Raw genomic sequence first — 21,115 nt, forward strand, 5'->3', positions numbered from 1 at the left:
CGCTCGCAATGACGAGGTTTCAGATAATGGCCTGCGGTCTATTTCGCCGGGCGCCGCGGGCTGCGCTGGCCATAAGGCTTGGGCTTGTAACGGTCGGTATTGTCGCCGGGGCCACGCGGACCGCGCGGTCCCGCACGGTCGCGGTCGCCGCCGGGCGCGCGACCCAGTGTCGGGCGCTGTGCACGCCCGCGCGGGGCTTTGTCGCGACGCGGCGGATAGGTCGGACCGTCGGGTGCGGGCATGATCGAAACGCCGCTGTCGTCCTCGCCATCGGCATTGGCGCTGCGCTGCACCGCCTCGGCGAAGCGATCGGCGATCGCCCGGGGAATGTTGAACATCGTTTCCTTGGGGCCGATGCGGATCGCGCCGATCTCTCCCTTGGTCACATGGCCGCGGCGGCACAGCAAGGGCAGGATCCAGCGCGGGTCGGCATTCTGGTGGCGTCCGATGTTGAGCTTGAACCAGACGCTGTCCTCGAACCCTTCGCGGCGGTCGGCGCTGCCGCGTTCGGGGCGCTCGAACCGCTCGCCGCGTTCGGGACGGCCGGCGCCGTCGCGGCCGCGCGGACCGGTGTCGATCAGATCCTCGGGCGGGGGCATCAGCGCACGGTGCGCGCGCACGAGGCTCGCGGCGATGTCCTCGGGCGTACGCTCGGCCATCAGCCGCTGCGCGAGTTCGATATCCTCGGGCTCGTGCTCGACGGGGGCCAGCAATTTTTCGATCAACCGCTCCTGATCGCGCTTGCGCACGTCGGCGGCCGTGGGAGCGTCCATCCATTCGGCCTGGATGCGCGCGCCGCGCAGCATGCCGTCGACGCGTCGGCGGCGCGGATAGGGGACGATGATGACCGCCGTGCCCTTCTTGCCTGCGCGCCCGGTGCGGCCCGAACGATGCTGGAGCGCCTCGGCATCGCGCGGAATTTCGACATGGATGACAAGGCTGAGGGTCGGCAGATCGATCCCGCGCGCCGCGACGTCGGTTGCGACGCAGACCTTCGCACGGCGATCGCGCAGCGCCTGCAATGCCGAATTGCGTTCGTTCTGGCTATGCTCGCCCGACAGCGCGACCGCAGCAAAGCCACGTTCGACAAGGCTGGCATGCAGGCGCCGGACATTGTCGCGGGTTGCACAGAACAGCATCGCGGTTTCGGCGTCGTGCAGGCGCAGCAGGTTGATCACCGCGCCTTCGATATCGGCGGGGGCAACGGTGACCGCCTGATAGGCGATGTCGCCGTGGCCGCGATCCTCGCCGACGGTCGAGATGCGCAGCGCGTTCTGCTGGTAACGCTTCGCGAGCTGAACGATCGGCTTCGGAATCGTTGCCGAGAACAAGAGGGTGCGGCGCGTTTCGGGCGTGGCGTCGAGAATTTCCTCAAGATCGTCGCGAAACCCCATGTCGAGCATTTCGTCGGCTTCGTCGAGCACCGCGACGCGCAGTGCCGACAAGTCGAGCGCCCCGCGTTCGAGGTGGTCGCGCAAGCGTCCCGGCGTCCCGACGACGATCTGCACTCCCTGGTTCAGGGCGCGGCGTTCCTTGCTCGCGTCCATGCCGCCGACGCAAGTGGCGATTCGCGCGCCGGCCTTGGCATAGAGCCAGCCGAGTTCGCGGCTGACCTGAAGCGCAAGTTCGCGCGTCGGAGCGACGATCAACGCGAGCGGCGAGGTCGCGAAGGGCAGGCGTTCGCCTTCGACAAGCTGGCCGGCCATCGCAAGGCCGAAGGCAACGGTCTTGCCCGACCCGGTCTGGGCGGAGACCAGCAGGTCGCGGTCCTGTGCTTCGGGTTCGAGCACGGCCGTCTGCACGGGGGTGAACTCGCTATATCCGCGCGCGCTGAGGGCGTCCGCGAGGACGGGGGGAAGATTTTCAAAAGACATTATATTCTCAATAGAAAGGCGGTCACCGGTGCGATGACGAGCCGACGTGAAAGGGGCTCAATGGGCTCAAATCACCTTGCCGGCGGCAACACCGCTGGCCCATGCCCATTGAAAATTATAGCCGCCTAACCACCCTGTGACATCTACGGCCTCGCCGACCGCATAGAGGTTTGCGACGCTTTTGGCCATCATTGTTTGCGACGACAGGCCGGCGGTCGAAATGCCGCCCGCGGTTACCTCGGCTTTCGCAAAGCCTTCGGTGCCGTTGGGGCGAAAGCTCCAACGCCGAAGGCGCGCTTCGGCATCGGCGAGGTTGCGGTCTGTCTGTGCGGCAAGTTCGCCCGGCAGTGCGATCCGGTCGGCCAAAGTCTCGGCCAAACGGTCGGGCAGTATCGCGCCCAAGGCAGCGCGAAGGGTCGCGCGCGGGCGATCGCGTTTGGCTGCGAGCAACCAGCCGGGTGCCGCGTCGGGCTGGAAATCGATCGCAAGCGGCTCGCCGTGGCGCCAATAGCTGCTGATCTGGAGGATCGCTGGGCCCGACAACCCCTTGTGCGTGAAGAGCGCCGCCTCGCGAAACGCTGCCTTGCCTGCTCGCGCCTCGACCGGGGTGGCGACGCCCGACAATTCGCGGAACAGCACATCGTCGCCGCCGAGCGTCAGCGGTACGAGCGCGGGACGCGGCTCAACGACTTTCAGTCCGAACTGACGCGCGAGGTCATAGGCAAATCCGCTCGCGCCCATTTTCGGAATCGACGGGCCGCCGGTCGCGATGACGAGATTGGGTGCGGCAAAGTCGGCGCTGCCAAAGCGCACACGGAATCGTCCGTCGCCATGTTCCACCGCGCCGACGGGCTGTCCGCAGCGGACGTCGACGCCCCCTTTGGCGCATTCGTCGAGCAACATCGCGACGATCTGTTTGGCCGACCCGTCGCAGAAAAGCTGGCCCAGCGTCTTCTCGTGATAGGCGATGCCATATCTTTCGACGAGCGCGATGAAATCGGCGGGGGTGTAACGCGCGAGCGCCGATTTGGCGAAATGCGGGTTGGCCGACAGGAAGCGGTCGGGTGCGGTGTGGATATTGGTAAAGTTGCAGCGCCCGCCGCCCGAGATCAGGATCTTCTTCCCCACCTGGTCGGCATGATCGAGCAGCAGCACGCGCCGCCCGCGCTGCCCGGCGACCGCGGCGCACATCATCCCGGCCGCGCCGGCGCCCAGCACGATGGCGTCAAATTCGGTGGCGGGCATCGCGGATCAGTGCAGCTTGGCGATCGAGAGGCCGTCGGCCTTGGCGCGCGTCTTCACCGATTCTTCGCTGCGCGTCAGCGCCTTGGCGATCGCCTTGAGCGCCATGCCTTTTTTGGCGAGCGTGTGCAGCTTGTCGATCTCCGATGCGGTCCACGGCTGCTTGTGACGTTCGAACCGGTCTTTCATGCCTGCACCTTTGTGTCCGACGTCGCGGCGAGCACCATGATTGCGTCATCAACGCCCTGGAAGGCGACCATCTCCCCGACTTCCGCGCCCATCAGCGCGCGACCGATTGGCGCGGAAAAGGCGATCAGACCGGCGGCCGGATCGGCCTCGTCATGTCCGACGATGGTGATCTTCTTTTCCACGCCATGCAGCCGATAGTGCACGCAGCTGCCGACCCCGACCATGCCGTCGGCCGGCGGCGGCTGTACATCGGCGGTCGATTTTCGCGTGCCGAAATAGCGTAGCTGGCGCTGCAGCTTCTTGCGCGCCGCTTCGTCGGATTCGGCGGCCACCGCAGCCTCGAGCCGCGCGACTTCGTCGCGGAGCAGGCGTAACCCGCGCGGCGTAACGAGGTTCGCTCCGAGCGGGATCGGAAGCTCAAATTCGGGCTCTTTATGTTCGTCGTCGCTCTCGCGGCGAAACGCTACGCTCATCTCTGTCATCCAGATTCCGGAAGAATAAACGCTTTGCTCCGCGAAGGTGGCGACAAGATGGCGCACATCCGGGCGGTGTAACCATTGCCCCCGCAGCCACGAACCGGAAGGCGATGCCATCCCTCGCATCATCCATCATTCAAGGGAGTATTCGCTATGACCAACACACTCAAACTGTCGCTCGCCGCTTCGGCCGTTCTTGCGATGGCCGCAGGCGCTGCCACCGTTCCGGCCGCCGCCGCCGATGGCGCCAAGGAAAAATGCTATGGCGTGTCGCTGAAGGGCAAGAATGACTGCGCCGCGGGTCCGGGCACGAGCTGCGCCGGCACCTCGACCGTCGACTATCAGGGCAACGCCTGGAAATATGTGAAGAAGGGCGAGTGCACGAAGATGGGCGGTACGCTGACCGCGCACAAGGGCAACGCCAAGCCGGTGCCGCAAAAGGCCAAGTAAGGCCGCAACGCTTGTCGTCGTTCCGTTCCCCCGCGCTGCCCCTGCGTTCCGGCATAGGGCTGAAACCCCGGCACTATCCCGATGTGCTGGCCGCGGTCGAGCGGGGCGACGCGCCCGCCTGGGCCGAAATTCACCCCCAAAATTATTTCGGCGCAGGCGGGCCTCCGCATCGCTGGTTGACGGCGATTGCCGCGCATCTGCCGCTGAGTTTTCATTCGGTCGGGCTGTCGTTGGGATCTGCGGCAGGCACCGACCCGGACGAACTCGAAGCGCTCGCGGCGCTGTGCGCGCGATACGCGCCCGCGATGGTGTCCGACCATCTGAGCTGGAGCAACGGACCGGAGGACAAGTTTCCCGACCTGCTCCCCATCCCCTATACCCACGCCGCGCTCGACCATTTCGCGCGCGAGGTCGGCCGAGTGCAGGACCGGCTGGGGCGAACGATGCTGGTCGAAAACCCTTCGCGCTACCTGGCCTATGCCGAAAGCGATTGGAGCGAGGTCGATTTCCTGCACGAGCTGTGCCGCCGCAGCGGTTGCGGCCTTCTCCTCGACATCAACAATATTGAGGTGTCGGCATTCAACCTCGGGCTCGACCCCGTGTCGTGGCTCGATGCCTTCGATCCCGCGTTCGTCGGCGAAATCCATGTCGCGGGTCACGCCGTCAAGGACGACGATATGGGCGGCAGAATCGCGATCGACGATCATGGTTCGGCGGTGCGGCCGAGCTGCTGGGCGTTGCTCGAGCGCTTCATTGCGCGCGCGGGGCCGAAGCCGGTGCTCGTCGAGTGGGATACCGATGTCCCCGAATTTTCCGTGCTGATGGCCGAGGCGCGCGCCGCCGACAGGGTGCTGGCCCGCGAGGCGCTCGATGCTTGACCGCGATCAGGCGGCGATTGCGGCGACGCTGCTGCACGGCCCCGACCATCTGCCGGATGGTTTGTTCGCGGGGGATGAGGCGGCGGTCCTGCGCGGCTTGCGCGTCCATGCGACAACGATCTTTCATGCGCGGCTCGTCGCGCTGGAGGAGAGTTTCCCGCGCACGCGCGAATTGCTGGGCGACGCCGAGTTCAACCGCCTGTCGCGGCTGTTCGTCGAAGACGGCGGCGCGATCGGGCGGTCGCTGACCGACATCGGCGATGGCTTTGCCGAACGACTGACGAACCGCGACGCCGCCGATCTTGCGCGTGCCGAATGGCTGTGGCTGCAGAGCTATCACGCCGCCGAGGCGCCCGCGCTGCAATTGGCCGATCTTGCCGGACTCGACGAAGCGACGCTGCTCGACCGCCCGACGCGGCGCCACCCGGCGGCCCGCTGCCTGGCGTTGGACAGCAATATTGCGCCGCTGCTCGATCCCGCCTTGCCGCCGGAAGCGCGCACCTTGCTGTTCGTCCGGCCGGGCGCCGACGTCCGGATCGTTGCAATCGATGCTTCGGTCGCCGCCGTGCTGGCCGACGCCGAAGAAATTTTGCCGCTCGGTAACCTGATCGCCAGTCTCGACGAAGCGCATCCTGACGGCGGCGCTGCGATTGCGGCGCTTATCGACGCAGGGGCATTTGAAAAGGTTTAGGGCATGAACAGCATCCTGACATTATACGACCGCGGTGTCGCGCTGGCGTCGAGCCGCGTGGTCGAGGGGTTTGCGCTCTTTCTGTTGCGCCTCGCGCTCGCCGGCGTTTTCTGGCGCTCGGGCCAGACCAAGGTCGTCGAAGGCAGTTTCTTCGAAATCAACCCGATCACCTATGACATTTTCGAGAATGAATTTTCGGGCCTGCCGCTCGATCCGGCGATTGCCGTCCCGCTGACGACCTTTGCCGAGCATTTCTTTCCGATCCTGCTGCTTTCCGGCTTTGCAACGCGCATCTCGGCGGGGGCGCTGCTCGTGATGACGCTCGTCATCCAGATATTCGTTTTTCCCGATGCGTGGTGGCCGGTCCATTCGCTGTGGGCGGCGATGGCGGCGATCCTGATCGTGCGCGGCGGCGGGCTGTTCTCGCTCGACGCGCTCGGTGCTAGACTGCGCGCGAAATGAGCATCGACGAACCTTCGCTCGCGCGCCTGATGGCGGCATCGCAGCGGGGGGATCGTGCGGCCTATCGATCGCTGCTTGCCGATTGCCGTCGCTGGCTCGAACGCTATTACGCGCGCCGGATCGCCCCGCATCATGTCGACGATCTGGTGCAGGAAACGCTCGTGTCGATGCACCGCAAGCTTGCGACCTGGGACAGCAGCCGCCCGTTCCTGCCGTGGCTCGCGGCGATCGCACGCTATCGCTGGATCGATATGCTCCGCCGCCAGCGCGACGTAGCCGAACTCGGCGACAATGACGCAGCGGTCGGCGCCGAGGACGAGGCGGTGCACGCCCGCCTCAGCATCGACCGACTGCTCCAGTTCTTGCCGCCGGGGCAGGCGCAGGCCATCACGCTGGTCAAGATCGAAGGCGCCTCGATTGCCGAGGCGTCGCGCATCTGCGGCCAGAGCGAGTCGCTCGTAAAAGTGAATATCCACCGCGGACTCAAGAAGCTCGCGCTCATGATTGAAAGCGAATGACAATGAAGCACGCATCGATCGAAGACCTGATCGACGGCCTTGCCGGTGAACTGGAACCGGTCCGCCCGCGTCGCGTTCTGCGCGGCTCGATCTGGGCGGCATCGGGCTGGGCGGTGGGCGCTGCGGCTTTATTGTGGCTGCTTGGTATGCGGAGCGACATTGCCAGCATGCCGCCGCTGTCGCTCCTTTCCTTTTGGCTGATCGCGTCGGCGGGCATTGCGGCGACATGGAGCGCTGTGCGCATGGGGCTGCCCGGTGTTGGTCGCGATTATAGCGGTTGGCGCTGGGCAGGGCTTGCGGCGCTTTCGCTGCCGCTCGCTGCTGTTCTGGCGGGCCTTGGCGATAGCCACGCTGCGACCGAGGCGATCCATCGGGGAGAAGGGCTCCGCTGCACGATTCAAGGTCTGGTCGCGGGTATCGGCGTTGGTGCCGCGTTGTTTGCTTGGCTGAAAGGCGGCGCGCCGACTTCGCCCACGCGAGCGGGCTGGGTCGTCGGCATCGCGGCGGGCTCCGCAGGGGCGACGATCGTCGCGTTGCATTGTCCGATCGACAATCTGATGCACATCTCTCTGTGGCACGGCCTGGCCGTCGCGGGCGCTGCTGTTGCCGGGCGCATCATCCTGCCGCCGCTGCTGCGCTGGTAACAACTGGACATCGCCTTCCTACGTGTGTTAGCCATGCAATACACGTAGGAGATTGTTGATGCGCAGATTGACCTTGGCCGCCCTGCCGCTGGCACTGGGCCTGATGGTTTCCGGCTGTACCGCGAAGGAATCCGAGCGGGGAAGGACCGGCGAATCGGGCGCGACCGATTCGGGGCCGCAAACGACGCGCGACTATGCACTGTCAGACTTCAGCGCAGTCAGCGTGACCGGACCCGACGATGTTCGGATCACGATGGGTGAGGGCTTTTCGGTCAGCGCCAGCGGGCCGCAGGCTGAAATCGACGAGCTGGAGATCGAGCGCGATGGTGACCGGTTGTCGATCGGGCGCCGCAAGAATGACTCGCTTTTCGGCGGCCGCAATCATGTCGGCGTGAAGATTGCGGTCACCATACCGCGACTCACCGCCGTGCGCCTGACGGGATCGGGCGAGGTCGAGGCCGACGCGATGGAGGGCGATGCCGTCGAGGCGGTCGTCACCGGGTCGGGCGATCTGAAAGTCGCCAGGCTGACCGCGAAAAGCGTGTCGATGGCGATTTCGGGATCGGGCGACATCGACGTCGACAGCGGAACCGTCGACAGCGGCGAATATCGCGTTACCGGATCGGGCAATATCGAGGCCGAGGGGCTCGCCGCCCGGTCGCTCGACATTTCGATCGCCGGATCGGGCGATGTCGACGCGCGCGCGACCGAAACGGCCAGCGTGTCGATCATGGGATCGGGCGACGCGTCGATCGCCGGCGGGGCGAAATGTTCGTCGCGGACGCTGGGCTCGGGCGAGGTGCGCTGCCGCTGAGCGAGTGGTGGCGCGCGCGCCGCAAAGGCGATAGGACCGCAGGATGAACCCTGCGATGCACTGGGCCGCGACTGCGGCTGTCGCCCTTGTCCTGTCCGTCCCCGCGGCGGCCGCCGAAAAGCGCTATGGCCTCACAAGTTTCGAGGCGATCGAAATCAACGCCGACGTCGAGGTCGAGGTTGTCGATCGTGCGCCGGTGAGCGCCGTCGCGACGGGGCCACAAGCGTCGCTCGACCGGTTGGAGCTCGAAACGCGCGACGGACGCCTTATCATCGGCCAGCGCAAATTTGCAGGCGACGAGGAGCGCAGGGCGCCGCACGGCGCAGTGGTCATCCGAATCAACGCCGCAAACCTCCGCTCGGCGACGCTCGCGGGCGCGGGTTCGCTGACGATCGATCGGCTCAAAGGGACGCGCGTGTCGATCGGGCTGCGCGGGCCGGGACGACTGGTCGTTGAGGACATCGCGACCGACCGGCTGCAGGTTGCGATGATCGGCAATGGCAGCATCACGCTGAACGGTAAGGCGAAGCAGGCGCAGATGACGTTATCGGGCGCGGGAATGGTCGATGCCGGTGGCTTGACCATCGACGAACTGGTGAGCGACAGCGAGGGCGCGGGCGATCATGTGATGCGCGCGGTCAAAAGCGCCACAATCACGTCGCGCGGCGTAGGGAAGACGATCGTCTATGGCCGCCCGACCTGCACCGTGCGCGCGCTGGGGAGCGGGACCGTGACTTGCGGGACGACGAAATAGGCCCGGCAGGAGCCGAAGCCCCCCGTCAATCGCAGGCGCGGTGGAGTTTCACCGCCAGCCACGCCGAAATCAGGCACATCACCGCGCTCATCAACAACTGGTCGACGACGCCGACGCCGATCATGCTCAGGCCGAGCGCGAGCAGCGATCCGACGACCATTGCGCCCGAATTGACGATATTGTTCGCCGCAACGGTGCGCGCCGTCTGGTCCTTGGGCACGGTGGTGGTGAGAAAGGCATAGAGCGGGACGACGAACATGCCGCCGCTGATCGCAATGCCGAGCAGCGCGGCGAGCAGCGGAATGACGTCGGCGTGCCCGAGGAAGCCGCCGATACCGTACATTGCGCCTGAGGGGTCATGCTCCCAATTGCGGCAAACCCAATAAAAGGCGACGACAAAGACCCCCATCACGATGACGCTCGCGGGGCTGTAGCGCGCCGACACCTGCCCCTTGAGCAGGCGGTTCACCGCGACCGAGCCGATCGCGATGCCGATCGAGAAAATGGCGAGGAACAGGCTGGCGACGCTCTTGTCGGCGTGGAGGATATTTTTGACGAGCGGCGGGAACTGGATGAACAGCACCGCGCCGATGGTCCAGAAAAAGCTGATCGAGAGGATCGCGAGGAACAGACGAGGGATGTGCAGGGTCGCGCTGACCAGCGTGATCGACGAGCGGATGATGTGCCAATCGATCCCGCGTTCTTCATGCTCGGGCGGGGCAGGGGGCACCTTGCGCCCGGTCCAATATCCAATCGCGGCGACCAGGACGACGCCAAGCGCGGCCCATTCGACGTCGATGATGCCGGCAAGGATCGTTCCCGCCAGGATCGCAATATATGTCCCCGCCTCGACGAGGCCGGTGCCGGCTAGCACCTCGTCCTTTTCAAGGTGCTGCGGCAGGATCGCATATTTGATCGGCCCGAAGAAGGTCGAGTGGACGCCCATCGCAAACAGCGCGAGCATCATCAGCGGAATGGCGATCAGGTGAACCGCAAAGCCCATCCACGCGAGGAAGAGGCCCGCGCCCCCGACGAGCATGATCAATATCTCGCAGAACTTGACGATGCGTATGATGCGCGCCTTGTCGCGCGTGTCGGCAAGCTGCCCGGCCAGCGCAGAGAGCAGGAAGAAGGGCAGGATGAACACGCCCGTCGCCACCGCGCTGAACAATGTTTCGGACGCTTCGTCGTTGAACACGCCGTAAACGACGAACAGCACCATCGCATTCTTGAACAGATTGTCGTTGAACGCGCCGAGAAGCTGGGTGACGAACAGCGGGAGGAACCGGCGTTGCTTCAGCAACGAAAAGGAGCCGGTCATGCAGGGTCCATTCTTTTCAGCATCCTAGTTGTGGCCCGGGGGGCTTATCGGTTAGGGATGAAGGGGTCAAAGCCCATTTTGGGTCTTGCGAGCGCTGTGTCGGAACAGGGGTCATGCTGAGTCTTCCCAATATCCTGACCCTTTCGCGTATCCTTGCGGTTCCGATCCTCTTATTCCTCCTTTGGCCCGGCGTCCGGGTCGGGTCGCACCAGCCGCTGGCGATCGATTATGCGCTCGCCTTTGGGCTTTATTGCCTGATGGGCATTACCGATTATTTTGACGGTTATGTTGCGCGCTCGCGCGGCACCGTGTCGCGGCTCGGCGCCTTCCTCGACCCCATCGCGGACAAGATCATGATTGCGGCGGTCATCCTGCTGCTGGTGTTCACGCGCGATATCGACGGCTATCATGTCATCGCCGCACTGGTCATCCTGCTGCGCGAGATTATCGTGTCGGGGCTGCGCGAATTCCTCGCAACCTTGCAGGTGTCGATGCCGGTGACGCAGCTCGCCAAATGGAAGACGACCTTCCAGCTCGTTGCCTTTGGCGCGCTGATCCTTGCCGGGGCATTGCCCGCGATGGCGTGGATCAAGACGGTCGGGCTCGCATCGCTATGGGGCGCCGCGGTGCTGACTCTCATAACGGGGTGGGATTATCTCCGCGTCGGCCTGAAGCATATGGATTGATTGCATGCGAATTGCTTATTTTGCCTGGGTGCGCGAGCGAATGGGCATCGCCGACGAAAGCGTCGATCTGCCCGCGAATATCGCGAATGTGGCGGCGCTCGTCGGTTGGCTGGCGGCGCGCGATGCGCGGGGCGCGCATGCCTTTGCCGACCCCGCGCGCGTTCGCGCCGCGGTCGATGGCGTGATGGGCGGTCCCGATGCGGCGATCGGCTCGGCTGAGGAGGTTGCGCTCTTCCCGCCGGTGACGGGCGGATGATCCGCGTCGCCGTCCAGTCGGGACCGATCGACGTCCCCGCCGAGCTCGACATCCACGATGGCGGCGGACATGGCGCAAGCGCGAGTTTCGTCGGGCGGGTGCGCGGCGAGGACGATCTTGTCGAACTGTTCCTCGACCATCATCCGGTGCTGACCGAAAAGGGGCTTGCCGAGCTGGCGCATTCGGCGACGGACCGCTGGAAGCTTTCGGCGTTGACGGTGATCCACCGCGTCGGCGCGATGGCGGTGGGCGATACGATCGTGCTCGTCCTCGCGAGCAGCCCGCACCGCGCCGAGGCGCTTGCGGCGACCGAATTTCTGATCGATCGGCTCAAGACCGACGTGATGCTGTGGAAGCGGCAGACATTCGCCGACGGCCGCGTCGAATGGGTCGAGGCGCGCGGCAGCGACCGGAAGCGGTCGGAGCGTTGGGACGAGGGGTTGAGGTAACCTTGTCCGACTGGATGTTTTGCGGCGGGGAACGGCTACTCGCCTTTCCGTCATCCCGGACTTGATCCGGGATCCACGACCGCGCTGAAGTCATGGACCCCCGGGGTCAAGCCCGGGGTGACGACGAACCGTGATTACGACTTGGTCGTTTCGGGACGTTCATTATTACAGGCCCGACGCAGGGCCCAGCCTCGCGCTTCGGCAATGCTCGCTCAACGGCGTCATGGCGTCCGCCTAATTCGCCTGATGCTTGCGGAAAATATCGGCGAGCAGCTTGAATTCGTCGGCGCGCGGGCTGCCCTTGCGCCAGACGAGGGCGATGGTGCGCCAGTCATGGTCGGAATCGAGCGGGCGCGTGTCGATGTCGGTGTGGTCTAGGATGCCGGCGGTGATCGCCATTTGCGGCAGCATCGTGATGCCGAGCCCGTTGTCGACCATCTGCACCAGCGTGTGGAGCGAAGTCCCCATCATGCGCGCGCCGGCGCGCAGTTCGGGGCGGTTGCATGCGGCGAGCGCGTGGTCCTTGAGGCAGTGCCCGTCCTCGAGCATCAGCATCTGCGCGGGGTCGATCTGGTCGGCGCTGACGACGGCGGGGAGTTGTTCGGCCTGCTCGCCCGGAAAGGCGACGAATAGCGCGTCGTCGAACAGCTTCTCGCTCTCGACGTCGCCGCAAGCGTAGGGGAGGGCGAGGAGCACGCAGTCGACGACGCCGTGGTGCAGCGACTCGCACGCCTGCGCGCTCGGCTCCTCGCGCAGGAACAGCTTGAGCGATGGGCGCTCCTTGCGCAGCCGCGGGAGCAGTCCGGGGAGGAGGAAGGGCGCGATGGTCGGAATAACGCTCATGCGGAGTTCGCCGACCAGCGGCGCCGCGGCGGCTGCGGCCATGTCGGCCAGTTCTTCCGCCTCGCGCAGAACGCGGTGCGCCTTTTCGACGATCGCATTGCCGAGCGTGGTGAAGCGCACGACGCGGCGTGTGCGCTCGACCAGCGTCTGGCCGAGCAGCGTTTCGAGCTCGCGAATCCCCGCCGAAAGCGTCGATTGCGTGACGTTGCACGCATCGGCGGCGCGGCCGAAATGACCATGCTCGTGCAGCGCGACGAGATATTGCATCTGCTTGAGCGAGGGCAGGTAGTTGTGCATTAATCGAATATAGCAATCGCTGCGGAAAGTTTAAACAATCCGGACGATTGAAATTTTGCGGCCATTATGGCGGCGTCGGTTGCGGCGCGCCGATCCCGCGATAGATTGCCCGTCCGGGTTGGGCGAGGGCGAGCGATGGCGGTTTCGCGATTTCTGGTCGGTGGCTTGGCGAGCGCCTTGCTGCTGACCGGTGGGGTGTTCCTGTGGAAAGGCCATAGTCAGGGCGGCGATGAGGCGGTCGTGCCTGCGCCGCCACCGGCGCTGCCGGCGATTCCTGTCGCTGGAGCCGATGCGCCTACCCGCGGTCCGGCCCCGCCCGAACTTCCCGCCGCGAAGGAGGCATCGCGCGAGGAGCGGCGCTTCAATCGTTACGATCGCAACCGCGACGAACGAATCAGCCGAGTCGAGATGCTGTCGACGCGCACCGCCGCGTTCCGCAAGCTCGACAAGGACGGAAACAATCTGCTGACCTTCGAGGAGTGGGCGGCGGCGACCAGCGAGCGTTTCGCGGGCGCGGACGCCGACAAGTCGGGCGACCTGACCCGCGCCGAGTTCGCGACGACCGCGCCGAAGCGAGCGGCGAAGCCGAAGTGTCGTTGCTGAAGAAGTAGAGACAGGGCGGACTGTCCGAAAAGGACCAAAAGTCGCAATCGCGGTTCGTCGTCACCCCGGGCTTGACGCGGGGTCCATGACTTCAGCGCGGCCGTGGATCCCGGATCAAGTCCGGGATGACGAAACTAAGTGAGCAAGTCCGCTTTCCACCCCGTTTTCTCCATTCGCTCCCGATCTGGTCGCAATGACGTGAATCGACTAAAAAGTGACATTCACAGTATCGTCACCCCGGACTTGATCCGGGGTCCCGCTTCTATGGCGCCGCTGAGCGGGACCCCGGGTCAAGCCGGGGTGACGAGGGTATTATTGAACGCCCGCTCCCCACCCCAAAACCGCCGTTCTGACGCCCCATCCCAGCCGTGTTCGGTTAAGCCGCCACGCCCTCCGCGAGCTTCATCCATTCCGCCAGCGCCTTGCCTGCCCGCTGCGTGTAACCGAGTTTGCGGTCCTTCTTGCGGACGTCCTCGGCGAGCGGGGGGAAGAGGCCAAAGTTGACGTTCATTGGCTGGTAGCTCGCCGCATCGGCGCCGCCGGTGATGTGGCCGAGAAGTGCGCCCAGTGCGGTCTCGGGCGGCGGCGGCGGTAGCGTGCGGCCCGCGAGTTCGGCGGCAGCGAAGCGCGCGGCGACAAGGCCGATGGCGGCGCTTTCGACATAGCCTTCGCAGCCGGTGATCTGTCCCGCAAAGCGAATATGCGGCGCCGATTTCAGGCGAAGCTGGTCGTCGAGCAGTTCGGGCGAACGAATGAAGCTGTTGCGGTGCAGCCCGCCCAGCCGCGCGAACTCGGCCTTTTCGAGGCCGGGGATGGTGCGGAACAGTTCGACCTGCGCGCCATGCTTGAGCTTGGTCTGGAAACCGACCATGTTCCACAGCGTGCCGAGCGCATTGTCCTGCCGCAGCTGGACGACGGCATAGGGCCAGCGCCCGGTGCGCGGATTGTCGAGGCCGACGCCCTTCATCGGGCCGAAGCGCAAGGTTTCGACGCCGCGTTCGGCCATTACCTCGATCGGCATGCAGCCTTCGAAATAGGGCGTGTCCTTTTCCCACTCCTTGAACTCGGTCTTGTCGCCGTCGATCAGGCCCTGGACGAAGGCGTGATATTGCTCCTTGTCCATCGGGCAGTTGATATAGTCCTTGCCGTCGCCGATCGGCCCGACCTTGTCCCAGCGGCTCGCCATCCACGCGACGTCCATGTCGATGCTGTCGCGATAGACGATCGGCGCGATGGCGTCGAAAAAGGCGAGCGCATCCCTGCCCGTCGCGGCGCCGATGCTCTCCGCCAGGCTCGCGGCGGTGAGCGGTCCCGTCGCGACGATCGTCAGGCCCTCGGCAGGCAGCGTGTCGACGCGTTCGCGGACGATGGTGACGTTCGGATGCTCGGACAGCGCGCGCGTGACGCCGCCCGAAAACAGGTCACGGTCGACCGCAAGCGCCGATCCGGCTGGCACCTTGGTCGCGTCGGCCTCGCGCATGATGATCGAGCCGAGCGCGCGCATTTCGCGGTGGAGGAGGCCGACGGCGTTGCTGTCGCCATCGTCGCTGCGAAAGCTGTTCGAGCAGACCATCTCGGCCAGCGTGTCGCCCTGATGCGCCGGGGTCATGTCGCCGCCACCGCGCATTTCGGAGAGGCGGACGCGGAAACCCGCTTCGGCGAGCTGCCACGCCGCTTCGGAGCCCGCGAGGCCGCCGCCGATGATGTGAATATCGTGACCCATTTACCGTGTCCGTTGACTTGCACTTCGTTCGCCGCGCACTAGGCCGGTTGGGACCAAGATGCAAAGGGGCGGGAATGAGCGGGGAATCGAGCTGGGATCGCGCACGCTGGCTGTGGCTCGCCGCGCTGCTGGGCAGCGCAAGCTATTTCGGCGCGGTGCTGGCCGGTTGGGACGGTCCGGCGGTTCATTTGTGGAAGGCGTCGGGTGTCGGTTTGCTCGCGGTCTGGGCCTGGGCCAACGCGCGCGATGGCGGCGGACGGATGATCGCCGCGGCGCTCGCATTCGGTGCGCTCGGCGACTGGCTGCTCGACGCGGTCGGGATGCTTGAGGGCGCGGCGGCTTTCGCTGTCGGCCATTTGATCGCGATCACGCTCTACCTGCGGAATCGACGCCGCGCGCTCTCACCGTCGCAGCGTCTGCTCGTCTGGGTGCTCGTCCCGATGTCGCTGCTGATTGCCTGGTCGCTGACGCGCGAGGCGCCGTTGCTGCAGATGGGGGCGGCGATCGCCTATACCGGCGGCGTAGCGGTGATGGCGGCAGCCGCCTGGGCGAGCCGTTTCCCGCGCTATCGCACAGGCACCGGCGCGATGATGTTCCTGGCGAGCGACCTGTTCATCTTTGCCGGGGCGAGCGGCAATTTGTCGAAATCGGTGACGGTCTGGCTTGTCTGGCCGCTCTATTTTGCGGGGCAGGCCTTGATCGGATGGGGTGTGGTCGGCACTCTGGCGCGCGAACGGGTCATCGATAACCGCTCACCGAATTCCGACTGACCGGGCGTATCAATGCGGGGTGGACACCGCGCCGAGGCCGTCGATCTTTTTCGACTGTTTGGCGATCAGCCCGGGGAACCAGCGCGACAGGCGCGCGAGGCGTTTGGCGAGTTTGCCGACCGGGACATGGACGCGGTTGCCGTGGACTGCCTCCCACGCCGCTTCGGCAACGCGTTCGACCGGGGAGATTTCGAAACCTCCTTCGGCGAGCCGCGTGCGTGCGGGCTCGTTGCTGTCGGCGCTGACCTGATCGAGCAGGGGCGTGTCGATGAACCCGGGCATCAGCGAGCGCACCTTGACGCCATATTTGGCGAACTCGATTTCCAGCCCCTCGGTCAGGCCGCGTACCGCGAATTTGGTTGCCGAATAGACGGCAAGCCCCGCGACGCCGTAAAATCCCGACGCCGATCCGGTGTTGAGGATCGTCGCCCCCGGCGTCGCGCGGAGCAGCGGCATCGCGGCATAGATGCCGTTGACGACCCCGCCGAAGTTGATTGCGATCAGCCGGTCGGCCTCCTCGGGCGGCATGTCGAGGAACTGGCCGCCCGAACCGATGCCGGCGTTGTTGAACAGCACATCGAGCCGCCCGCCCGACGCGGCGGCGAATTCGTCGAGCGCGGCGCGCCACTGGTCGCGGTCGCGCACGTCCATCACGTGGCGCGACGACGCGCCTTCGGGAAGAAGTGCAGCGGTCTCGTCGATCCCCGTGCGGTTGACGTCGGCGATGCCGACGAACCAGCCTTGCGCGGCAAAGTGGCGCGCGACCGCGCGGCCGATGCCCGATCCGCCACCGGTAATGAAAATCGCCTTGCGCCCCATCCTGTCCCTCCTGACATCGGTGTAAGTCCGAATTGATGCGAGCGCGTGGCAAAGGTCAAGCAGCAATCGCCGCTTGGCATCGTGGGCGCGGGATTGTTAGGAGGGCGGCGATGCTTCGCGGCCTGCGCCTGATCCTGTTGAGCTTGCTTGTCTTTTGTGCGGGCGCATCGCTTCCGGCGCGCGCCGATGTCGTGGTCAGCTTTTACAGCCATGATTTCGGCGACCGCTTTCCCCATGCCTTCATCGTGATGAAGGGTCGCCTCGACGCGTCGGGCGAAGCGGTCGATGCAAGCTATGGCTTCACGGCGACGTCGGTCAGTCCGGCGATCCTTTTCGGATCGGTCAAGGGACATGTCGAATCGTCGAATCCCGACTATATCGCGAAGAGCGACCGCCAGTTCAGCGTAACGGTCGACGATGCGACCCATGCGCGACTGGTCGCCAAGGTTCGCGAATGGAGCGAGCGCAAGCAGCCGAGCCATAATCTGGGCAAACGCAACTGCGTCCATTTCGTGATGGAACTCGCCGAAATCGTCGGGCTGAAGGTCAATCGGAACAGCAAATATTTCAAGAAGCCCAGGAGTTTCCTGGGCGAGGTTCGCGCGTTGAACCCGCAATTGGGATGAGGGTCGCTTTTGTTCCTCATGCGCGTCTTCTTTTCCTCGTCATCCCGGCGAAGGCCGGGATCTCACCCTCTCGGTTTTACGCACCGGCGCGGTCGCGGCCTTCGCCGGGATGACGGAAAGATCAGTGTTCGCGCCTAGGCCCAAATCGAACGACTCGCTCCCCTAGACTGAGCACTGCTTTCACCCTATGTTCAGGCTCTGGCGCGCAAAGCGCGTCGGCTGGACGTAATGAGGGGCCTGTCCTTGCGTTTGTTGTTGACCCTTTTGGCGCTGCTGACCGGTCTGGCGACTGCCGACCGTGCCGTTGCCGCACCCGCCGCACCCGCGGCGATGGGGTCGCTCGTCCTGATTACCGAAGCGGCGAACAAGGCTGAGGCGGACAACGCCAATCGGCGCCCCGCCGCGACGCCCGCGACCCGGCGCAGCTCGGACATGCCGTGCACCCGGCCGCGCAAGTCCGCACCGCCGCACACTCCCGGACTTTTGACGCGCAGCGACCGCGCGCTCGAATAGCAGGAAGCGCGCCGTTGGCGCGCTGACCGTCCCGTCCGCGCGGGACCCATCTCTATTTGCGGCCTCAGCGTCGCTTTCCCAAATTGAAATCCAAGGATAATTTGATGTTTTCTGGCATTGCCAAAAGCCTGTTCGGCTCGTCGAACGACCGTTATGTCGCGTCGATCCGCAAGATCGTCGACAAGATCAACGCCTTCGAACCCACGCTCGAAGCCTATGACGACGATATGCTGAAGGCGCAGACGCAGAAGTTCCGCGACCGGCTCGCTTCCGGTGAAACGCTCGACGATATATTGCCCGAAGCCTTCGCGACCGTCCGCGAGGCGTCGAAGCGCACGCTCGGCATGCGCCACTTTGACGTCCAGATGATCGGTGGCGTCGTCCTCCACCGCGGCGAAATCGCCGAAATGGCGACGGGCGAGGGCAAGACGCTGATGGCGACGCTTCCCTGCTACCTCAACGCGCTTGAAGGCAAGGGTGTACATGTCGTCACCGTCAACGACTATCTCGCCCGCCGCGATGCCGAATGGATGAGCGCGGTCTATGGCTTCCTCGGTCTGACGACCGGCGTCATCGTTCCCAACCTCAATGAAATGCAGCGGCGCGATGCGTATAACAGCGACATCACCTATGCGACGAACAACGAGCTGGGGTTCGATTATCTGCGCGACAATATGAAGTTCGACCGCGCGCAGATGGTCCACCGTGCGTTCAATTTCGGCATCGTCGACGAGGTCGATTCGATCCTGATCGACGAAGCGCGAACGCCGCTGATCATCTCCGGCCCGACCGACGACAAGTCGGAAATGTATGTCCGCGTCAACGAGGTCGTCCACCAGCTTACCGACGATGATTATGAAAAGGACGAAAAGTCCAAGTCGATCAACCTGACCGAAGACGGCACCGAGCATGTCGAGCGATTGCTCGAAGCCGCGGGGCTGCTTCAGGGCAGCAACCTCTATGACATCGAGAACACGCAGGTCGTCCATCACGTCAATCAGGCGCTGAAGGCGATCGTGATGTTCAAGCTGGACACCGACTATATCGTCAAGGACGGCAAGGTCGTCATCATCGACGAATTCACCGGGCGCATGATGGACGGCCGCCGCTGGTCCGACGGCCTGCACCAGGCGGTCGAGGCGAAGGAGGGCGTCAAGATCGAGCCCGAGAACCAGACGCTCGCGTCGATCACCTTCCAGAATTATTTTCGCATGTATCCCAAGCTTTCGGGCATGACCGGCACCGCCGCGACCGAGGCGGCCGAATTCTTCGACATCTACAAGATGAACGTCGTCACGATCCCGACCAACCGTCCGATCGCGCGGATCGACGAGGAAGACGAGTTCTACAAGAATATCACCGACAAGTTCGGCGCCATCGCGCGCACGATCCGCGAGGCGCAGGAGCGCGGCCAGCCGGTTCTCGTCGGCACGGTGTCGATCGAAAAGTCCGAGCTGCTGTCGTCGTTCCTTGAAAAGGAAGGCGTCGCGCACAGCGTTCTCAACGCCCGCTTCCACGAAAGCGAAGCGCACATCGTCGCGCAGGCGGGCCGTTCGGGCGCGGTGACGATCGCTACCAACATGGCGGGCCGCGGGACCGACATCAAACTCGGCGGCAACGAGGAATTCCGCATCGAGGACGAACTGAAGGACATGCCCGCCGGTCCGGAGCGCGATGCCGCCGAGGCGCGCATCCGCGAAGAGGTCGCCGCCGAGCGCGAGGCGGTGAAGGCTGCGGGTGGCCTGTTCGTGCTCGCAACCGAGCGGCACGAAAGCCGCCGTATCGATAACCAGCTACGCGGCCGTTCGGGACGCCAGGGCGACCCCGGCCTGTCGAAATTCTACCTCTGCCTCGACGATGATCTGCTGCGCATCTTCGGTCCCGACACTTTGTTCGCCAAGATGATGAACAAGAATCTGGAGGATGGCGAGGCGATCGGGTCGAAATGGCTGTCGAAGGCGATCGAGACCGCGCAGAAGAAGGTCGAGGCGCGCAATTACGACATCCGCAAGCAGGTCGTCGAATATGACAACGTCATGAACGACCAGCGCAAGGTCATCTATGAACAGCGCGGCGAGATCATCGACAGCGAGACCGTCGACGATGTGATGGTCGATATGCGCGCCGAGACGGTGAACGCCATTGTCGCCGACGCCTGCCCGCCGGGAAGCTATCCCGAACAGTGGGACATTGCCCAAATGAAGGAGCGCGTCGCCAATATCCTCGACCTCCACCCGCCGATCGACGAGTGGATGCAGGAAGATGCGGTCGATCCCGAGGTGTTCGAGGAGCGGCTGCGCGAAATGGCCGATGCGACCGCTGCCGAAAAGGCCGGACAGGTCGAACAGGAAACGTGGCGCGGGATCGAAAAGTCGATCCTGCTCCAGACGCTCGACCATCATTGGAAGGAGCATCTGGCGACGCTCGACGCGCTGCGGCAGGTCGTGTTCCTGCGCGCCTATGCGCAGAAGCAGCCGATCAATGAGTATAAGCAAGAGGCCTTTGCGCTGTTCGAGCGCATGCTGTCGAACATCCGCGAGGATGTGACACGCACCGTTGCGCGGATCGATTTCCAGTTCCAGGAACCCGAACCGATGCCGCTCCCTGAACTGCCCGATTTCCTGACGACGCACATCGACCCCTTCACGGGCGAGGACAACAGCGCCGACCATGATGCCGGATCGCTCGGCGTCATCGCGAATACGCTGCCGCCGATGCAGGTGCCCAAGCACGACATCGCAAGGGGTGAAAATCCCTATGCGGCGCTCGAAATCAGCCGCAATGCGCCGTGTCCGTGCGGGTCAGGCCGCAAATACAAGCATTGCCACGGGGCGATTTGACGCAATCATGCCCTCCCCTTCAGGGGAGGGCAGCGAGACTTGCGAGCTTGCTCGCTTAGTCGCAGCGGGTGGGGACCATCGGCCTTGCGCAAGGCCGATGGTCCCCACCCCAACCCAGTGTCAGGTAAACCGTCCCTCGGACGGTTTAGGTCATGCCGGGGGCATGACCGGCCTGACACTCCTAAAGGGGAGGGGCTTAATGCGAGCAAACCCCTGATCCTGGCATATCAATCGGCGCCATGAGACCGCTTGCCAAAGCGCGGACGCCTGATTAGCATCCCTTTCATAAGCTCGACGGCCACGTAGCCGGAAAGCGCCCTGCAGCTGGAACAATGGGTGCCGCGTGCCGCGCGCCGCGCGGCCTGTCGATGGCATGC

Annotated in this window: 24 protein-coding genes; 16 read left to right on the top strand and 8 right to left on the bottom strand. The window is 64.8% G+C overall.

Annotated elements, in window-relative coordinates; translation table 11 throughout:
• Positions 1-38: 38 nt before the first annotated feature.
• From H7692_RS14115 to H7692_RS14130, 4 genes are all read right to left on the bottom strand, one after another.
• Positions 39-1,874 carry a DEAD/DEAH box helicase gene (locus tag H7692_RS14115; protein WP_222137200.1) on the bottom strand — a complete coding sequence of 612 codons (1,836 nt, stop codon included), beginning with the start codon at positions 1,872-1,874 and terminating at the stop codon, positions 39-41.
• Positions 1,875-1,940: 66 nt separating this feature from the next.
• A complete protein-coding gene (locus H7692_RS14120; protein WP_201927641.1) occupies positions 1,941-3,119 on the bottom strand; it encodes an NAD(P)/FAD-dependent oxidoreductase in 1,179 nt (392 codons plus the stop codon).
• A gap of 6 nt (positions 3,120-3,125) precedes the next feature.
• The gene (locus H7692_RS14125) at positions 3,126-3,305 is read right to left on the bottom strand and encodes a hypothetical protein (protein ID WP_222137201.1); all 180 of its coding nucleotides are present in this window, start codon (positions 3,303-3,305) and stop codon (positions 3,126-3,128) included.
• On the bottom strand, positions 3,302-3,778 hold the full coding sequence (locus tag H7692_RS14130) for a GreA/GreB family elongation factor (RefSeq protein WP_227340481.1): 477 nt from the start codon (positions 3,776-3,778) through the stop codon (positions 3,302-3,304). The genes H7692_RS14125 and H7692_RS14130 overlap by 4 nt, the downstream gene beginning before the upstream one ends.
• A 156-nt stretch (positions 3,779-3,934) precedes the next feature.
• Between H7692_RS14130 and H7692_RS14135 the strand changes: the two genes are divergently transcribed.
• From H7692_RS14135 to H7692_RS14170, 8 genes are read left to right on the top strand one after another with little or no spacing between them, the layout of a single operon-like run.
• Positions 3,935-4,231 carry a DUF2282 domain-containing protein gene (locus H7692_RS14135; RefSeq protein ID WP_201927639.1) on the top strand — a complete coding sequence of 99 codons (297 nt, stop codon included), beginning with the start codon at positions 3,935-3,937 and terminating at the stop codon, positions 4,229-4,231.
• A gap of 11 nt (positions 4,232-4,242) precedes the next feature.
• Positions 4,243-5,109 (top strand): DUF692 domain-containing protein, encoded by an 867-nt coding sequence (locus H7692_RS14140; protein ID WP_227340398.1) that lies wholly within the window; start codon positions 4,243-4,245, stop codon positions 5,107-5,109.
• Entirely contained in the window at positions 5,102-5,800 is a 699-nt protein-coding gene (locus tag H7692_RS14145) for a putative DNA-binding domain-containing protein (RefSeq protein WP_227340399.1), read from the top strand. Before H7692_RS14140 ends, H7692_RS14145 begins: the two co-directional genes overlap by 8 nt.
• A gap of 3 nt (positions 5,801-5,803) precedes the next feature.
• Positions 5,804-6,262: a DoxX family protein gene (locus tag H7692_RS14150; protein ID WP_227340400.1), complete on the top strand. Its 459-nt coding sequence runs from the start codon at positions 5,804-5,806 to the stop codon at positions 6,260-6,262.
• On the top strand, positions 6,259-6,780 hold the full coding sequence (locus H7692_RS14155; RefSeq protein ID WP_201927634.1) for a sigma-70 family RNA polymerase sigma factor: 522 nt from the start codon (positions 6,259-6,261) through the stop codon (positions 6,778-6,780). The genes H7692_RS14150 and H7692_RS14155 overlap by 4 nt, the downstream gene beginning before the upstream one ends.
• 2 nt (positions 6,781-6,782) lie before the next feature.
• On the top strand, positions 6,783-7,424 hold the full coding sequence (locus H7692_RS14160; protein ID WP_227340401.1) for an NrsF family protein: 642 nt from the start codon (positions 6,783-6,785) through the stop codon (positions 7,422-7,424).
• Between the two features lie 58 nt (positions 7,425-7,482).
• On the top strand, positions 7,483-8,238 hold the full coding sequence (locus H7692_RS14165) for a head GIN domain-containing protein (RefSeq protein WP_227340402.1): 756 nt from the start codon (positions 7,483-7,485) through the stop codon (positions 8,236-8,238).
• A gap of 43 nt (positions 8,239-8,281) precedes the next feature.
• A complete protein-coding gene (locus tag H7692_RS14170; protein ID WP_201927630.1) occupies positions 8,282-8,992 on the top strand; it encodes a head GIN domain-containing protein in 711 nt (236 codons plus the stop codon).
• A gap of 25 nt (positions 8,993-9,017) precedes the next feature.
• On the opposite strand, the gene H7692_RS14175 is transcribed toward H7692_RS14170, so the two are convergent.
• Positions 9,018-10,313 carry an MFS transporter gene (locus H7692_RS14175; RefSeq protein WP_222137205.1) on the bottom strand — a complete coding sequence of 432 codons (1,296 nt, stop codon included), beginning with the start codon at positions 10,311-10,313 and terminating at the stop codon, positions 9,018-9,020.
• A 113-nt stretch (positions 10,314-10,426) separates the two neighbouring features.
• Here H7692_RS14175 and pgsA point away from each other — a divergent pair, with 113 nt between their 5' ends.
• The 3 genes from pgsA to H7692_RS14190 are packed head-to-tail and all read left to right on the top strand — an operon-like array spanning position 10,427 to position 11,704.
• Complete coding sequence (gene pgsA, locus H7692_RS14180; RefSeq protein WP_222137206.1) at positions 10,427-10,999, top strand: CDP-diacylglycerol--glycerol-3-phosphate 3-phosphatidyltransferase; 573 nt, start codon at positions 10,427-10,429, stop codon at positions 10,997-10,999.
• A 4-nt stretch (positions 11,000-11,003) separates the two neighbouring features.
• Positions 11,004-11,255: a MoaD/ThiS family protein gene (locus tag H7692_RS14185; protein WP_201927627.1), complete on the top strand. Its 252-nt coding sequence runs from the start codon at positions 11,004-11,006 to the stop codon at positions 11,253-11,255.
• Positions 11,252-11,704: a molybdenum cofactor biosynthesis protein MoaE gene (locus H7692_RS14190; RefSeq protein ID WP_201927626.1), complete on the top strand. Its 453-nt coding sequence runs from the start codon at positions 11,252-11,254 to the stop codon at positions 11,702-11,704. Before H7692_RS14185 ends, H7692_RS14190 begins: the two co-directional genes overlap by 4 nt.
• Positions 11,705-11,938: 234 nt before the next feature.
• On the opposite strand, the gene H7692_RS14195 is transcribed toward H7692_RS14190, so the two are convergent.
• On the bottom strand, positions 11,939-12,844 hold the full coding sequence (locus tag H7692_RS14195) for a hydrogen peroxide-inducible genes activator (protein ID WP_222137207.1): 906 nt from the start codon (positions 12,842-12,844) through the stop codon (positions 11,939-11,941).
• A gap of 135 nt (positions 12,845-12,979) precedes the next feature.
• On the opposite strand from H7692_RS14195, the gene H7692_RS14200 reads away from it, so the two are divergent.
• The gene (locus H7692_RS14200) at positions 12,980-13,447 is read left to right on the top strand and encodes an EF-hand domain-containing protein (RefSeq protein ID WP_201927623.1); all 468 of its coding nucleotides are present in this window, start codon (positions 12,980-12,982) and stop codon (positions 13,445-13,447) included.
• Positions 13,448-13,823: 376 nt separating this feature from the next.
• Here H7692_RS14200 and trmFO read toward each other — a convergent pair whose 3' ends face one another.
• Positions 13,824-15,170 (bottom strand): methylenetetrahydrofolate--tRNA-(uracil(54)-C(5))-methyltransferase (FADH(2)-oxidizing) TrmFO, encoded by a 1,347-nt coding sequence (gene trmFO, locus H7692_RS14205; protein WP_222137208.1) that lies wholly within the window; start codon positions 15,168-15,170, stop codon positions 13,824-13,826.
• 74 nt (positions 15,171-15,244) lie between these two features.
• Between trmFO and H7692_RS14210 the strand changes: the two genes are divergently transcribed.
• A complete protein-coding gene (locus tag H7692_RS14210) occupies positions 15,245-15,940 on the top strand; it encodes a lysoplasmalogenase family protein (protein ID WP_227340403.1) in 696 nt (231 codons plus the stop codon).
• Between the two features lie 9 nt (positions 15,941-15,949).
• On the opposite strand, the gene H7692_RS14215 is transcribed toward H7692_RS14210, so the two are convergent.
• Positions 15,950-16,759, bottom strand: coding sequence for an SDR family oxidoreductase (locus H7692_RS14215; RefSeq protein ID WP_201927620.1), 810 nt, complete (start codon positions 16,757-16,759; stop codon positions 15,950-15,952).
• A 110-nt stretch (positions 16,760-16,869) separates the two neighbouring features.
• Here H7692_RS14215 and H7692_RS14220 point away from each other — a divergent pair, with 110 nt between their 5' ends.
• The 3 genes from H7692_RS14220 (at position 16,870) to secA (ending at position 20,738) form a co-directional block, all read left to right on the top strand.
• Positions 16,870-17,385, top strand: coding sequence for a hypothetical protein (locus H7692_RS14220; protein WP_227340404.1), 516 nt, complete (start codon positions 16,870-16,872; stop codon positions 17,383-17,385).
• A 255-nt stretch (positions 17,386-17,640) separates the two neighbouring features.
• Entirely contained in the window at positions 17,641-17,898 is a 258-nt protein-coding gene (locus H7692_RS14225; RefSeq protein WP_227340405.1) for a hypothetical protein, read from the top strand.
• A 104-nt stretch (positions 17,899-18,002) separates the two neighbouring features.
• Positions 18,003-20,738 carry a preprotein translocase subunit SecA gene (gene secA, locus H7692_RS14230; RefSeq protein ID WP_222137212.1) on the top strand — a complete coding sequence of 912 codons (2,736 nt, stop codon included), beginning with the start codon at positions 18,003-18,005 and terminating at the stop codon, positions 20,736-20,738.
• The last annotated feature ends 377 nt before the right edge of the window (positions 20,739-21,115 follow it).

Origin of the sequence: Sphingopyxis sp. P8 (assembly GCF_020622175.1) — a bacterium.
GTDB lineage: Bacteria > Pseudomonadota > Alphaproteobacteria > Sphingomonadales > Sphingomonadaceae > Sphingopyxis > Sphingopyxis jiangsuensis.